A 15,266-nucleotide genomic window follows, 5' to 3' on the forward strand; every position below is an offset into this window, starting at 1 on the left:
CTGTATTGTTGGAAACAGAAGATACAAATCGGTACCAAGAAACAACTGTATTGTTGGAAACAGAAGATACAAATCGGTACCAAGAAACAACTGTATTGTTGGAAACAGAAGATACAAAACGGTACCAAGAAACAACTGTATTGTTGGAAACAGTAGATGCAATCTGTACCATAAAATAGAATGTATCTGCTGATTGAATTCCGCAAAATACAGACGCAAAGCGTCTGATTTTGCGGGATGGTTTGCTTGAATAAAAAAAGAAATGGGATATGAATTTTTAAAAAAAATTAAAAATAATTTAAAAAAAAACGCTTTAAAGAAGCGCTTTTATTTTTTCCACAATTATTTTTTCGTTGTCTTCCGGCGGCAATTTCGCATTCAGAATTACAAACCGGTTCGGCTCCGCTTGGGCAAGCGTCATGAAATTTTCGCGGACGTGCGTTAAGAATTCAATTTTTTCAAACTTCGTCTTTTCGCCGCGGTTTTTACAGCGTTCGACGGAATCTTCGGGCGCGAGATCAAAAACGAACGTCAAATCCGGAACGACCGTCCATCCCTCATGCAAATTTTTGACAAAATCGAGCGCATTCGGAATGACTTTTTCCAGCGTCGCGCCTTGGTAGGCGCACCGGCTGTCGGAATAGCGGTCGGAAATCATGATTTTTCCGGCGGCGATGTTGGGACGGACCGTTTCCGCAACGTGGGCGGCGTGATCGGCCATAAACAAAAAGAGTTCCGCCATCGGGTCGACGTCGCTTTCAATCGCCGCATAAACGGCTTTTCCCGTGAGCGTATTTTGAGTCGGCTCGCGGGTAAACGCGATGTCGCCGAGTTGTTTGAGGCCAGCGTTTTCGCGGAGAAGCGCCAGCATTGTACTTTTTCCGGAACCATCGATTCCTTCAAAAGTGATTAATTTTCCAAGCATAAACCTCTCTTATGGTTTTTTTTGATAAAAAGGATTGCTTTTTGAAATTAAAAAAAAGAAAAATGGAAATCTCTCAGTTCACAACTGTTTTAACACCATTCGGCGCACGGAATTCGTAAGCGTCGGAATAATATGTTAAATAAAGAAGACATTGGTCTCCTTCTTCAAAATCCCAAGGAGACGGCCACATTTCCCTGTATTGAATAACATTATTGGCTTCACCGCCGACAACACGAACCGTAATTTCATCGGAACTGTTTCCTTTAACCCAATCGTCAACGGTAAACACAATATCCGTACAAATTTCAATATCATCGGATCTGGCGGTCGGACCTTGGTGATAAGAATCGTACCGGTATGTCAATTCTGACGGCTTTGCGCCGCCTTTTGTCACCCAAAACGAAGGTTTGATTTCTTTGACCGTTGCGTAAACAATCAGGTCGGCGTTTTCAAGATTTTCCGGAGAACTATACATATAGGATATGTTCGCTTCCGTTGTCAGATATTTTGAATTTTCCCCTTTCGGAACATTTTCATAGCGGCCATATTCGAAATCCGTTACCTGATAATTTGAATTGTAATGAATGCCATTTTGTTCAGAAGAGTTATTGGCTTCGGGGATTGAATCGTTCGTTTCCGGAATTGTGTCGTTGATATCGGTTTGGTTCAAACATCCGGCTGTAAAAACAGAAAAAAAGATTAAAAATGCGATCAATATGATTTTAATTTTCATATTGATCTCAACAGTTTTGATTCTATATTATTGTTTTTAAAAAATTGTGACCTGTTGGCGATAATTCCGTCGGAATCTCTCTTAATTTTTAACCGTAATCGTTTCTATTCCATTCGGATATCTCAATTCATAAGCGTCGGAATAGTAAGTCAAATACAACAAGTATTGATCTCCAACTTCTAAATTTCTCGGATCCGGAAATCCGAGATCATCTCTGACAACATTGTCGACTTGGCCGCCGGTAAAACGAACTTTAATTTCATCGGAACTGTTTCCTTTCGCCCATTCATCCACCGTAAAAATGACGTCGGTATAAATATCTTCATACCCATCCGACCAAAGAACTTTGTAATCCACAGGTCCGTTTTCCGTCACGATTTGTATTTCTTTTTCACGCAACTCCGCAGGCATTTTTCCGTCAGCTGTTGACCAAGATGCCGGTTGAATCTCTTTTATTGTTGCGTAGACAATCAGATCAGAATCATTTTCAAGGCCATCTTTTTGAGGACTTGCATAATCATAGTTGGGATACTTTAAAAGATAAATTGATTGTTGATCGCGTGGTATTGGCGGAGGCATATATCTAGCTGTTACATAACTTGAATTGTATTTGACACCGGAATCTGTGGCATTATTTTCCGTGGTGTTTCCATTATTTGAATTTAAACACCCGGCCGCAAAAACAAAAAGAAAAACCAAAACCCCGATCAGTAAAATTTTCATTTTCATTTTCATGTTTTACAAATTATATATTATGCAATTAAATATATTCTATCTTAACATTAGTATAATTTGAAGATTGGTTCAAAAAATATTAAATCCGCTCATTCTGGCTCTATATATTATCATTGACCACCCATCAGCACAAACTTTAAAAGCAATGGATTTCATTCACCCATTCAACAGCAATCTCAAACACCGCAGCGGGATTTATTTTCGATATCTTGTGGCGGCATGTTGTTTTTGCATCAAGCCAAAAAAACCGGTGAAAACCGTTTTTAGAAAATGTTTTTTGAAACTTTTTTGAGACGTCTTTGGTTTATATGGTTTAAATTATATATAATTCGAATATATTGTCAACCTTGAAGATCATATTTATCAACGGGTTGCCCAATCCTTATTTCCCATCAGAAAAAAGAGTCTGATTTTTGTGAACTGTTCTACGTGTGCTGCGCCGAGTTTTAAATTATTCGTTTTTGACATGGACAGCACTTTGATTGACGCCGAAGTCATTGATGAACTGGCGGCCGCCGCAGGCGCTGCCGATGAAGTTTCTCAAATCACGCGGCTGGCGATGAACGGGGAAATGGACTATACGGAATCGTTTCTGAAGCGGGTCGCATTTTTGAAAGACCTGCCTTACGAAAAAGCGATGGCGTCCGTTGACAAAATTCAAATCATGCCGGGCGCGCCGGAATTGATCGAATATATTCATTCGATCGGCGGCAAAACGGCGATGATCACATGCGGCTTCAGTGTGGCCGCAGATCGTTTCAAACACGAGCTCAATATTGATTATGTATTTTCAAACGAATTGGTTGTCAAAGACGGCCTTCTCACAGGAGAAGCGATCGGACCGCTCCGGACAACGAATTCAAAAGAAAAGGTCTTTGAAAAAATCGTTGACGAATGCGGATTCCAATTTTCGGAATGCGTTGTCGTCGGTGACGGCGCAAACGACGTCTGCCTGTTCAAACGAGCAGGTTTTTCGATTGCGTTTAACGCCAAACCGTCTGTTCAGCAACAAGCGAATATCGCGGTCCACGAAAAGGATCTGCGGTGTTTGATTCCGATTCTCAAAGATTTAATTATTTAATTTCAAGACCGCCGCGTCCGGTTTAATTTTTCGTGACGCGTTTTATAGGAAACCGATTTCAAGCGGACATGCGTTAACGCGTGCGTACCGGTTGAAGAGGGGGGACCGGGTAATGATGAAAGAACTGCAAACAAGAAAAACAGAGTTAAAAGATATCTCTGAAGAGGCTAAAGAAAAGAGAAACCAGTTGAACGCTGAGGCAAGCAAGTATGCGGCCGAAAGAAACGAACTCAACAACAAGACCAAAGAATTGATTCTGGTTGCCCAAGACTTAAAAGTGAAGCGCGACGAAGTCAACGTGAACGTCAGCAAGTACAAAGAACTTCGCGACACCACCAACGCACGCGCCAACGAGCTTTTTGCTCAAGCCGACGGTCTTAAAAAAGATAGCAACCTCGACGGTCCGTCCATTAAAGAAATCCGCAAACAAATCGATGCGCTCGAATTCCAACAACAGACCAGCGTCATGTCTCCGAAAAAGGAAAAAGAACTCGTGACCAAAATTAAAGAGTTGGAACAAGAATACAACGACAAGAAAAAGACGTTGGACGACAACAGCGAGCTCAAAGAAATTTTGGACCAAGCCCAAGTCATTCGCGACGAAGCCTCCGAATACCACGCTCAGCTTTCCGTTTATGCCGAACAGGCTCAAGTTTATCACGAACAAATGATCGCCGCGTTCAAAGACGCCGACCGCGTCCGCGCCGAATCCGACGTCGCGCACAAGAACTTCATCCGCGCACAAGAAGCTGCTGACGAACAGCACAAAGTCTTCATTGAAGCGCAAAAGGAAATCCGCGACATCGACAAAGAAACCGGAAAATCCAAGAAGAAAGACAAGGACACCAAGACCAAGCAAGACAAAGAAGAACTTGAAAAAGATGCTCAGGGCATTATGGACAAGTTCAAAGACGGCGGCAAGCTCACCATGGAAGACTTGATGGCTCTTCAAAGATCCAAATACTAAGAAAAAGAGACCTTCTCTTTTTCATTTCTTTTTTAATTTTCTCTTTTTTGTTTTTTCTCTTTTGTTTTTTCTTATTTTTGCGACGTTTTTTTGAGATTTTTTAGACCGTTTTTTACAACGGCGTTATAATCATTGATTCTGAAAGGGTTTTATATGGCGATTCCTTTTTGCTGCGTTATGATTTTGTGATTCTCTTTTGTTATTTTATGATTTTACGATAATTTGCGGCACCTGCGCGCATGTCACCGCAGCCGATTTTATTTTATGACCTCACCCGAATTTGTTTTTAAAAAGAAATAAAATAAAAAATAAAATTGATTTTTGAAAAAGATGTTGATTTTATCTAATTATTTATTTTTATAAAATGTTAGAGATTTTTCCACAATTAATTCATTTTTGACATTTGGCAAACAGTTATTTGACAAAACTTTGTGAGTATCCTACCTATTATTCTGTTATTTTGATGGGATTCGTTGAAAATTATTCCATATCGGCTCCAACATTAATAATTATAATTTGATTTTTATTTCATTTTTTTAATATTTTAGCGGGATATTATTTAATTCGATTTAATAAATCGGCTCTTCATTGCGTTTTTATTCGGAAAAATTCCTAAATTATAAACATTATTATTTATTTTTTTATTTTTATAAAAACCTATATATATGTTCGAATATATTTACGAGTTAATATGATTGTAATCTATGATGTCAATATCATGTGAAAAAAAGAAATCAAAAACAGTTTGAAAAATAGTGATCAATGATGATTCTGTCCCAAGTTTTCGACGTTGTCAAAACAAAGCTCTACAACACCCAAGTTTCAGTTTGGGATTGCGCATTCTTTTGCATATTGCCAATCCTCTTCCTGATTGCTGCGACCGGCCTCCCGAATTTGTCGTTGGCCGGTTTGATCGGATCTGCCTTTTCACTGGCAGGTTTGTATGTTTTGGTCTTTTTGTTCGCCGGAATCTTTTACATGTCGTTCAAAAACATGTTCCAATACAAACAAAACGTGTTGTTCCACGGCGTTGTCTTCTTTATTTACGCAGCCGTTTTCCTTTACGGCGTCGTCTTTAATTTGTACCTGAACAAAGAACCGGCCGGCTTCATGGTGAATTTGGCGTTCATGATTTGGATCATGTTCTTCTACTTCACCGCGATCAATGTGCTGAACACCGTGCAGGACAAATCCGAAGTCAAGGCGCTCCTTTCCGGAAAGTTTTCGGCATTGTCGCCGGCATTCAAGAAGAAAGCAGCCGTCATCGCCGCATCTGTTGCCGCGTTGATTTTCACGGATATTTCGCTTTACTTCTCAATGATCGAGAGCGGCATCGCCTCAACAGATCTCTTTGAGTTGGCCGGCACTTTCATTGTGATCACCTTCTTCCTCTACGCCGCCAACCGGTTGATTCTGAAGAGAAAGGTGACGTCCAGAACCATTGCTTACATCCCGGTTTCATTCTTCATGTTGATTCTCAACTTCATCGTCCTGTTGAAGATCGGCATCCGAACAGGAATCTTGGCCGTCATCCCGTCCCCGGCAACATTCTTTGCCGACGTCGCACCATTCATGACAACCGACTGGGTGCCGTTCTTGGCCCTTGGCTTGACAGACGTGATCTTCTACATGATTTGGATTTGGATGATCATTAAAGTCTGCACCTTTATCAGAAATGGAGTGCCGTCCTTGTTCGCAGCCGTTCAGCCCGGAACAGCCGTGACAAAAGAGTCTTGGTTTGAACAATCCGTCTTTAACGGCATGTTCAAGACAAAAGCCGTCAGAGTCGCCGGCATTCTCATGGTTTTGATGATGGCTGAGATGATGTACTTCAGCTGATTCAACAAAAAACATTAATCACCACGTCCGAACTTAAGAAAAATTAAGTTCGGACTGATCACTCTTTTTTCAATATAATCTTTCAATTCCATTTTTTAATTCTATTTTTCAATTCTATTTTTCAATTCCATTTCCAATCTGTTTATTTTACGAATTACTTTTGTCTGCAATTTTTATTTTTGTTCCAATATTTTGTCCGCTTCTTTTCTTTTTGTTCCGATTGTTTTGCCACTGCTTTTCTTTTTTTTCTGATTGTTTTGCTCTGCTTTTCTTTTTGTTTTGATTGTTTTGCTCCTGCTTTTCTTTCTTCGTCCCAAGCAAACCGCACCGCTTAAACAGACGCCTTTGGCGTCTGTTTAAGCGGATATCGCAACTGTTAGGATTGGAATAGCTGACAGCAGGTGCAGATTGGAACAAGTAAATATGTGTATTGTTGGAAACAGAAGGTGCAAAACGGTAACAAGAAAAGACTGTATTGTCAGAAACAGTTACTGCAAAACGGAACAGGAAAAGACTGTATTGTTAGAAACAGTTGATGCAAAACGGAACAAGAAAAGACTGTATTGTTGGAAAACATTGCTGCAAACTGCAATCTAAAAACAGTCAACTTGTAGGTGCAATCTGAAACTATAAACCGGTCAATGCAATCTGTTCTGTAAATTGGAATGTATCTACTGATCGGATTCCGATTAAATCAGATGCGATTCGCATCTGATTTAATCGGGATGGTTTGCACGGGAAGTTGGAACAAGCAAAATCATATTTTTAGCGACCGAAGGGAGCCGTTTGCGAAGCAAACATGCGGAATCAGATTTCCACCGCCCATAAAAAATTCCTAGCGAAGCGACGGAATTTTTTTCGAAACAGATTGAGAATCCGCTGTGTTATTCGGATCCTTCCGTTACAATTTTATGAATAACGATGCCGGAGATGGTTTGTGTTCTGAGAACGATGCTTTTCTTCACATCTTTCATGTTAATGATTTTTCCGTGGTTATCCATACCGGTGTCGTTTTCCAAAAGAAGAATGCGTCCGGAAGGACCCGACACGACGTAATGGAACTCTCCGACGTCTCTGAGCGGTCCGGAATCATTTTCCAAGAACAAAAAATACTCTTCGTCAAAGGCGAAGTCTTCCGGATCGACGTCGCTTTCAAATCTCAGGTTGCCGACCGTCCCCGCATATGTCCGAACCACAATCGATGAATCCGGTTTTCCTTTGTAAACGTTGGCGACTTCAATGACGACGTCGGTGTAGATGCGTTCTTCCGGCGGCAAATTCAATTCACCGGACTGAAAAGTCGTTTCTTCCGGATACGTTTGGATATCCGTTATGATAGCACCCGGCGCGTTTCCGTCCGGCGTGTTCCATTCAGGAGATTGAATTTCAAGGACGGTTCCGGTGATAATCACATCCGACGTCCGGCCGATCTGAACATAAATGTAGGTTCCGGACATGTTGTAAACGGTTGAATTATAAAAACTCGGACTTTCGCCGCTGTTGAGAATGATAATCTCGGAACCGGAACCGGAAACAGAACCTGTGCGGCCGGCCTCTTCTTCGCCGGTTGTGTTCACCGACACCGCTTGCGCCGGTTTTGGGATGGTATTGTTTCCGGGATACGGTGAATCCGGCTGATTCAGATTAATAAAAAGCAAACCGGCCAAAAAAATCATGGAGATCACGCCCAAGACGACAATTAATTCAACATGATCTCGATTCAATTTTCCCACAGATTCACCTTTGGCTATGTTTTTTTATTTTTTGTTTTTTATTTTCTGTTTTTTATTTTCTGTTTTTTATTTTCTGTTTTTTGTATTCTATTTTTTTGTATTCTGTTTTTTAAAAGGATTTGTTGTGAATAAGTAATATTTTATTACATTAGTATATCCATATACTTATTATAAATCTAATGGTTCACAAGTTCAGGCATTCTGTTCCGTTATATTTTCCGAACCACGCGGCACGGATTTCCGAAAGCCATGACGTTGTCGGGAATGTCTTTCGTCACTACGCTGCCGGCGCCGATAATAACGCCGTTGCCGATCGTGACGCCCGGCAAAACAATGACGCTGCCGCCGATCCAGACGTCGTTGCCGACATGAATCGGGTGGGAATAAATCATTCCTTTGTTGCGTTCCTCTATGTCGGTCGCGTGCCCGACGGTATAAAATCCGCAGCTCGGCGCAATGAAAACATTGTCGCCAAACGTGACTTGCGCGCAGTCTAAGATGACGCCGCCGTGGTTCATGTAAAAGTTTTCACCGATTTCGATGTTGTATCCGTAGTCGCAATAAAACGGCTGCTCGATAAGGAATTTTTTACCGGTTTTGCCGAACAGTTTTCTTAAAATGGCATTGCGTTCATCCATTTGGGACGGGTGAAGCTGATTATGTTCATGACATAATCCTTTGGCATAAGCACGTTCCCGGTCCAATTTTTCGCTGCCGGAAGGATATAAAGCGTCAGATTCATTTTTTTGTTCCGTCATGTTTTTTTCTCGCAGATATAATTATAGAATTCATTGAATAAAATTGTTCCCTTTCAAAGAACACTATTTGGAACAGGTTGATTTTGAAGATTTAAATAAAAATGTATCGCTGTAACCCATCGAAACGGTTTGCATAAAAAAGAAGATCAGTAAAGTGTAACAAAGAAGAACAGCAAAGCGTAACAAAGAAAAGAAAAGTTACAAAAACAAACCCGACGGTAAAATTGTCAAGAACAGATTTAGAAATAAAAATTATTCACACGTTTTATTTTTTGGTCAAATATTTCCACAAAACAATCAAACCCAAAGCGGTCAAAGCTGCCGATAAAAACAGAACAAGTTTTGTTTTCCAAGACATTTTGTATTCTCCTTGAGTTGTTTATATTATATTGTATGCATTATTTATTTTCATTTTTGGGGGGTTGTTGGTGTTTTTGCTGTATGTTAAGAAGCAGGAGCCATGAAATATAAAATTTCAATATCGGCTCCGTATTTCAAATTCGCCGGCAACCAAACTTTCCGGCCCGTTTTTCAAATCGTTTTTCACTCAGTGAGTCCGGTTCCGTTTTTGATTTTTTTCGGTTCGGAGTTTTTCGGTCGGGTCCTTTTTGGAATTTCCTTTCGGATTCGGGGTCAGATTTCCGAAGTTGGAGTCGGGATGAATCCCGGGTTAAGTCAGGGTTAGACTTTGATTTTGGATTTTCCTTTCGGATTTGTTTGATACATCAGATTTTCCGGTCCCCCGGAGATCTTCAGATCAAACGGTGCCGAACCTTTGAATCGGCGAAGGTTGAGCTTCTTAACAAATCACTATACGCGGTTCATCTTATTTATATTAACCGATATATATTATTAAGAGGATAATTATAATATTTATTTAATTTTTGACCCCAATATTTTAAATGTCTTCTCTGCATCCTCAATTTTTTTGCATTCGGCGATCAGTGTCGCATTTTCTTTTTTAGATTTTTGAATTATTTGATCCAGAACAGTCTCCCCGATATTTCCGTCCCCAAAAGCCAAATGTGAATCAGATTTTCCGTCGTTGTCATGAATATGATAGTGATCAACCCGCCGGTTCAAAAATTCGTCCAGCGTTTTTGTCGTGTGGGCATGTCCGATATCGAGCGCAAAAGGCAGGTCGAATGCGTCCAAATCAATTTCTTCCGGCCGGCGGAAAAGATAAAAATCGACATCAGGCATATTTTCTACGCAAATCTGAACACCGGTTTCTTCCTGAATTTCAGAAAGCCGGCGCAGCGATTGAAGGAGTGCCGCTTTGGATTTTTCGAAAAACCCGTCACTTTTCAGGGGCATATATCCGGGATGAATGACCAACGTGCCGGCATCAATTTCCTGACAGACATGAGCGCTTTCCAAAATAACGTCAAGCCCGGTCAAGCGGACTTTTTCACGAAGACTCGCTAAATTAACGTCTTGCGTCGGCGCATGGACAGAATAAGAAAGATTGTGCGAAAAAAGGCAGTCGATGTTCGGATTCTTTTTAAAATCCGCGACAATATCATGTTTTCCTTCCGAAAAGATTTCTGCAAACCCGGCGAATTCTTCGATTTCGGAAAGGGCAGCATCCAGATCTTTGTCAAATAATGCAATTGTTGAAACACCAATCATAGTTTTTCTGATGTTGTTTTTGAATAAAAGGGTATGGATTTTGAAGAATTCAATGATAAATTTTTCGATTTTGTCAAAATCATCCGCTTTTTATATTTGCAGGTTTTATCGTCGATTATTCTTTAAAACAATTCAACCGATATTATTTCATTCAAAATCATGGAATAAAAATCAATAAAATAATATTCACAATTATTAAAAATTTCAATATGTAATTAAATATTTAAGTGAGTTGGTATTATTTATTATCGTCAAAGATTAATCCGAATCATCCAAAGCAACGGATACTACCTGAGCGTTGTCGTCATAACGACCATTGCCGGAGTTTTTTGCTCTTTGGTCACCTTGTTTGGATTAAATTTTTTGACGATGGTCATTGAGTTATTCGATTTGGGAAAAAGTGACTGGACAGACTTTCTGAGCGACATTTCATCAGTTACAGCCCTGATTGTTTACATTCTTTTCGAAGCTTCCGGAATTATTTTTTTACTGGCAGACATGATTTTGGATTTTAGAAAAAACTGGACGGAGAAGAGATTAAAGATGGATAAACAAATGAGAAAGAGTAGATGAGAAAGAGTAGATTTAGAATATAAAATCAAGTCAGGAGGAAGAGAAATATATGAATGTCAAAAGAATCCTGAAAAACTGGGTGGAAGCCATCGCCATTTTTTCAGTATATTTGTGGATTGTACAACTAATTTGCATTATTGCCACGGTTGCTGTTTCGTTGTTCATTTCTTCACTTTTTGAAGTCCCGTTAGAACAAATCGCTTTACCGATAACATTCATTGTAACTTCAATTCTTGGCGGCATCGACATTTTCTTGATGTTTGGAAAAAAGAATTCGCCGGCTTCAGTCATTATGTCGTCGTTGGTTCTGACATTTCGCCTCATCAAGTCGGTTGTTTTCGGTCAAGAATTTGTCCGGCAAAATGCAGGTCCATCCGTCGGCGTTTACAAATTAAAGCTTGTGATTCGGGAAATATGGGGGTTGCCAATTTAAACTGACCGACATGCAAAATTGAAATGAAATTTCCATCAAAGAGATGGAAATTTCATTTCAACTTTATGGAATAGCATTTTTCACGTCTTCAATTGTGACGTTTTTATTTTTGTAGAAAAAGGTTCCATCGTCTTGAAGAGGAAGTTTTTCTCGTAATGAATAATGTTTAGGCTCAATATCCTTTAAAGGTCCTCTGTCATTAACCAAACAGACGATATATTTGTCTCCTTCCTTGAATTGTCTAAGATCAACACTTTCACTTGGATTTGGGAAACTAATATCGCTGTACTCCCCCCCAATTACACGAATGGCAACTTTGCCAGATGTTTCATTTCCTTTATATGTATCTTCAATTTCAAAAATCAAATCGGTATATATCATCTCGTCCGGTTTTAATTTTATACTGATCATTTGGTAAGGCGTTCCATCTTCAAAAACACCGGAGGAACGTGTGACGCCGGCCGGTTCTTCCCCATCCGGCGTACTCCATGCAGCCGGTTTGATTTCAATAAGAGTTCCAAAAACAATCAAGTCAGATAATTGTCCCAAATTTTCAAGAGAATAATTTGGTGTATCCGCTTGAGCACCAACCATAACAAAAGGTCCGCTTTCGTTTCCGACTTTCGTAATTGTTGTGATATTTGAATCGTTTGTTTCGTTTGAATTATGTGCACCATTTCCATTTGTGCTGTTTAAATTGTTTGCTTCATTCTCTGTCGACTTCAAAGAAGGATAAACAAAAGCAAAAGCTACAATGAGTATGGCGCAAAGAAATAGAATGATGAGGATAATATTTTTGTTATTCATTTTGAATCACCACGTTGTTCTTACAAATTGTATTTCCCCAATTTTTGTTAAAGTTTCAGTTTGATTCGTTTTGACTTTAACATTTGATTTTTAGTGATTATGATATATTTTATTTTTCAAAATTATTCAACAGATTTTTATATTAATCGGATATTATTTTTTTAAAATCTCAATATTTTTTATAGTTCTCTATATTCTCCATACCGAAATCTTATATTTCGGCAGTTCGTAACTAAAAACACAATTTAATCAATGATTCGATTTAATCAATTATTCCGATTCAGATTTTCAAGGTGCCTTTTATGTCAACGCCGCTTCAACAAAATAATTCGCCCGAACCGGAAAACACTTCGTCGTCGCCGGCGGTTTTGTCCCACAGCATCGATTTGGACGATCCGTCGCTTTATGTGGAACGGGATTTCAGCTGGCTCCATTTCAATATGCGCGTCATGGAAGAAGCGCTCGACGAAAGCAATCCTCTCCTTGAGCGCGTGCGCTTCCTGTCGATTTTTGCCGGCAATTTGGACGAATATTACATGGTCCGGATCCCGACCGTTCACAAGCGCGTTTTGGAGGAAGGCATGAGCTTGGAAACGGCCAACCATGCTTATTTTGAGATGCAGCAGATTTATTCCGAACTGGCTGTCATGCTCGATAAAATGGAAGCCTGCTGGGAAGACGAATTGATGCCGGAATTGAAGAAAAACAATATCAATATCCTTCAACACAACGAATTGGAAGACTACCAGCGGGAATATTTGACCGATTATTTCCGGCGCAACATTTTCCCGCAACTGACGCCGTTGGCTTACGATTCCAGCCACCCGTTCCCCTATATTACAAATCAAAGCATCAACTTCGCGGTCATTTTGTCGGATACGCTTTACGGCGACGTTTTCGTCCGCGTCAAAATTCCGAACAACGTCAAACGGTTGATTTTGATTCCGGGACGCGACGACTTGTCGGTGTCGAATTCACCTTTGAGCAACACTCAAATTCCGGTGCCGTTTGCGCCCGGCATGAAGAAATCAAAGTCGGACACGTATAATTTCATTTGGATCGACGACGTCGTTTTGGCGAACTTGGATATGGTTTTCCCGGGCCAGAAAATCAAAGAAGCGCATTCGTTCCGGATTACGCGCGACGGCGATTTGGGCATTGACGACGACGGCGATTTCAGTTTGATGAAATCAATTGAAAAGAAGTCGGGCGTCAATTATTTCGGTCCGCCGCTGCGTCTCGAAATCAATGACGGGATGTCGGATTACGTCCTGAAAATTCTGCTTGAAAATTTGAAACTCCGGTCGACGCAGGTCGAAGCGCTGAAGTCGCCGGTGGGACTTGTGTCCATTTCCGAAATCTGCAGCATTGACCGGCCTGAATTAAAATATCCGCCGTTTGCGCCCAAGAAGAAAAAGTATTTGGACGCGCCCGATTCCGATATTTTTTCCAGGATTAAGAAAAAAGACGTTCTCATTTACCGCCCGTACGACAGTTTCGACAGCATGATCGATTTCGTCGGCGCCGCGTCGGTTGACCCGGATGTGGTGGCGATTAAAATCACGCTTTACCGCGTGGACCGCAATTCCCGGATCATTCAATATTTGAAAGACGCCGCCGACAACGGAAAACAAGTGGCTGTTCTGATTGAGCTGAAAGCCCGCTTTGATGAGGAAAACAACGTTTCCAAAGCGAAAGAGCTGGAGCACTCGAACATTCACGTCGTTTACGGCGTCCCGAACCTGAAAACGCATGCCAAAATGTGTTTGGTTTTGCGCCAGGAGGACAACACGATTGTCCCGTACATGCACATGAGCACCGGCAATTACAATGCGGGAACCGCGAAAGTGTACACGGACTTTGAGTATTTCACGGCTGATCCGGTGATGGGACAAGACGCGGTCGACATTTTCAACAGCCTGACCGGTTATTCCCGAAAGGGCAAATACAGAAAAATGTTGGTGGCGCCGAGTTCGCTCCGCAGCGAATTTATCCAAAAGATTCGCCGCGAAGTGGAAAGCCACAAAAAGAACGGCAACGGCTACATCCTTTTCAAGCTGAACTCGCTCGTCGATCCCGAATGCATTAAAGAATTGTATTTGGCGTCGATGGCCGGCGTGAAAGTCGACCTTCAAATCCGCGGCATCAGCTGCATCAAGCCCGGGCTTCCCGGCGTCAGCGAAAACATCACGGTGACGTCCATTGTCGGCCGGTTCCTCGAGCACACACGCGCCTATTATTTCTACAACAACGGCGCTGAAGAGCTTTATTTGGGCAGCGCCGATTTGATGCAGCGGAATTTGGACCGCCGCGTTGAGATTTTGTTCCCGGTCAATCCGGATTATCTCCGAAAAATCAAAGACGTCATTCTCCAAAAGCACTTGGACGACAACGTTAAGTTAAGAATCGGCCTCTCTGATGGTTCATTTGTCCGGCATCAGCGTCCGGACGGCGCCGAGCCGCTGGATTCTCAAATTTGGATGACGACAAACCAGGATCAATGGGATTGATAAAATCCGATTTTCCTTTTTTCTTTTTTGGGGCGGCGGCATGCGCGCGCGTTACGGCGGCACTTTTTTGTTTGGCGTCAATGAAACTTAGGGTTGATTTTTGGTTTTGAGTTCAATATATTCTGTCTGCTGTTTTTCTTTTTGTTTCAATTGTTTCACTCGTTGTTTTTTCTTTTTGTTCCAACCAAACCATCCCGCTTAAACAGACGCTTTGCGTCTGTTTAAGCGGATATCGTAGGATCGGAAGGTGCAAGTTGGAAACAGCAATGCAAAATTGGAAAAATAAAAACCTGTATTGTTAAAAACAGTTGCGGAAAACGGAACAAGTAAAACCTGTATTGTTAGAAACAGTTGCAGAAAACGGAACAAATAAAACCTGTATTGTTAGAAGCAGTTGCGGAAAACGGAACAAGTAAAACCTGTATTGTTAGAAGCAGTTGCGGAAAACGGAACAAGTAAAACCTGTATTGTTAGAAACAGTTGCAGAAAACGGAACAAATAAAACCTGTATTGTTAGAAGCAGTTGCGGAAAACGGAACA

14 protein-coding genes are annotated in these 15,266 nt (G+C 41.0%); 6 read left to right on the forward strand and 8 right to left on the reverse strand.

What is annotated here, in order from left to right:
• Nucleotides 1–313: 313 nt before the first annotated feature.
• From tmk to MsAg5_RS08385, 3 genes are all read right to left on the reverse strand, one after another.
• Nucleotides 314–925, reverse strand: a complete 612-nt coding sequence (gene tmk / locus MsAg5_RS08375) for a dTMP kinase (protein ID WP_338100179.1) — start codon at nt 923–925, stop codon at nt 314–316.
• Nucleotides 926–998: 73 nt separating this feature from the next.
• Entirely contained in the window at nt 999–1,658 is a 660-nt protein-coding gene (locus tag MsAg5_RS08380; protein ID WP_338100180.1) for a hypothetical protein, read from the reverse strand.
• A gap of 81 nt (nt 1,659–1,739) precedes the next feature.
• Nucleotides 1,740–2,393, reverse strand: a complete 654-nt coding sequence (locus tag MsAg5_RS08385) for a hypothetical protein (RefSeq protein ID WP_338100181.1) — start codon at nt 2,391–2,393, stop codon at nt 1,740–1,742.
• Between the two features lie 415 nt (nt 2,394–2,808).
• Here MsAg5_RS08385 and serB point away from each other — a divergent pair, with 415 nt between their 5' ends.
• The 3 genes from serB to MsAg5_RS08400 all read left to right on the forward strand — a co-directional run bounded on the left by serB (nt 2,809) and on the right by MsAg5_RS08400 (nt 6,280).
• Nucleotides 2,809–3,474, forward strand: a complete 666-nt coding sequence (serB, locus tag MsAg5_RS08390) for a phosphoserine phosphatase SerB (protein WP_338100182.1) — start codon at nt 2,809–2,811, stop codon at nt 3,472–3,474.
• A 112-nt stretch (nt 3,475–3,586) separates the two neighbouring features.
• Nucleotides 3,587–4,441, forward strand: a complete 855-nt coding sequence (locus MsAg5_RS08395; RefSeq protein WP_338100183.1) for a coiled-coil protein — start codon at nt 3,587–3,589, stop codon at nt 4,439–4,441.
• A gap of 762 nt (nt 4,442–5,203) precedes the next feature.
• Complete coding sequence (locus tag MsAg5_RS08400) at nt 5,204–6,280, forward strand: hypothetical protein (protein WP_338100184.1); 1,077 nt, start codon at nt 5,204–5,206, stop codon at nt 6,278–6,280.
• 147 nt (nt 6,281–6,427) lie between these two features.
• Here MsAg5_RS08400 and MsAg5_RS08405 read toward each other — a convergent pair whose 3' ends face one another.
• From MsAg5_RS08405 to MsAg5_RS08420, 4 genes are all read right to left on the reverse strand, one after another.
• Nucleotides 6,428–6,697 carry a hypothetical protein gene (locus tag MsAg5_RS08405; RefSeq protein WP_338100185.1) on the reverse strand — a complete coding sequence of 90 codons (270 nt, stop codon included), beginning with the start codon at nt 6,695–6,697 and terminating at the stop codon, nt 6,428–6,430.
• Nucleotides 6,698–7,164: 467 nt separating this feature from the next.
• The gene (locus tag MsAg5_RS08410; protein WP_338100186.1) at nt 7,165–8,013 is read right to left on the reverse strand and encodes a hypothetical protein; all 849 of its coding nucleotides are present in this window, start codon (nt 8,011–8,013) and stop codon (nt 7,165–7,167) included.
• Nucleotides 8,014–8,222: 209 nt separating this feature from the next.
• Nucleotides 8,223–8,771: a sugar O-acetyltransferase gene (locus MsAg5_RS08415; protein ID WP_338100187.1), complete on the reverse strand. Its 549-nt coding sequence runs from the start codon at nt 8,769–8,771 to the stop codon at nt 8,223–8,225.
• Nucleotides 8,772–9,644: 873 nt separating this feature from the next.
• On the reverse strand, nt 9,645–10,403 hold the full coding sequence (locus MsAg5_RS08420) for a sugar phosphate isomerase/epimerase family protein (RefSeq protein ID WP_338100188.1): 759 nt from the start codon (nt 10,401–10,403) through the stop codon (nt 9,645–9,647).
• Between the two features lie 363 nt (nt 10,404–10,766).
• On the opposite strand from MsAg5_RS08420, the gene MsAg5_RS08425 reads away from it, so the two are divergent.
• Entirely contained in the window at nt 10,767–10,976 is a 210-nt protein-coding gene (locus tag MsAg5_RS08425) for a hypothetical protein (RefSeq protein ID WP_338100189.1), read from the forward strand.
• 49 nt (nt 10,977–11,025) lie between these two features.
• Nucleotides 11,026–11,409, forward strand: a complete 384-nt coding sequence (locus MsAg5_RS08430; RefSeq protein WP_338100190.1) for a hypothetical protein — start codon at nt 11,026–11,028, stop codon at nt 11,407–11,409.
• 63 nt (nt 11,410–11,472) lie between these two features.
• On the opposite strand, the gene MsAg5_RS08435 is transcribed toward MsAg5_RS08430, so the two are convergent.
• Nucleotides 11,473–12,216 (reverse strand): hypothetical protein, encoded by a 744-nt coding sequence (locus tag MsAg5_RS08435; RefSeq protein ID WP_338100191.1) that lies wholly within the window; start codon nt 12,214–12,216, stop codon nt 11,473–11,475.
• A gap of 302 nt (nt 12,217–12,518) precedes the next feature.
• On the opposite strand from MsAg5_RS08435, the gene ppk1 reads away from it, so the two are divergent.
• The gene (gene ppk1, locus MsAg5_RS08440; RefSeq protein ID WP_338100192.1) at nt 12,519–14,726 is read left to right on the forward strand and encodes a polyphosphate kinase 1; all 2,208 of its coding nucleotides are present in this window, start codon (nt 12,519–12,521) and stop codon (nt 14,724–14,726) included.
• Nucleotides 14,727–15,266 lie beyond the last annotated feature (540 nt).

Origin of the sequence: Methanolapillus africanus (genome assembly GCF_032714475.1) — an archaeon.
Taxonomy (GTDB): domain Archaea; phylum Halobacteriota; class Methanosarcinia; order Methanosarcinales; family Methanosarcinaceae; genus Methanolapillus; species Methanolapillus africanus.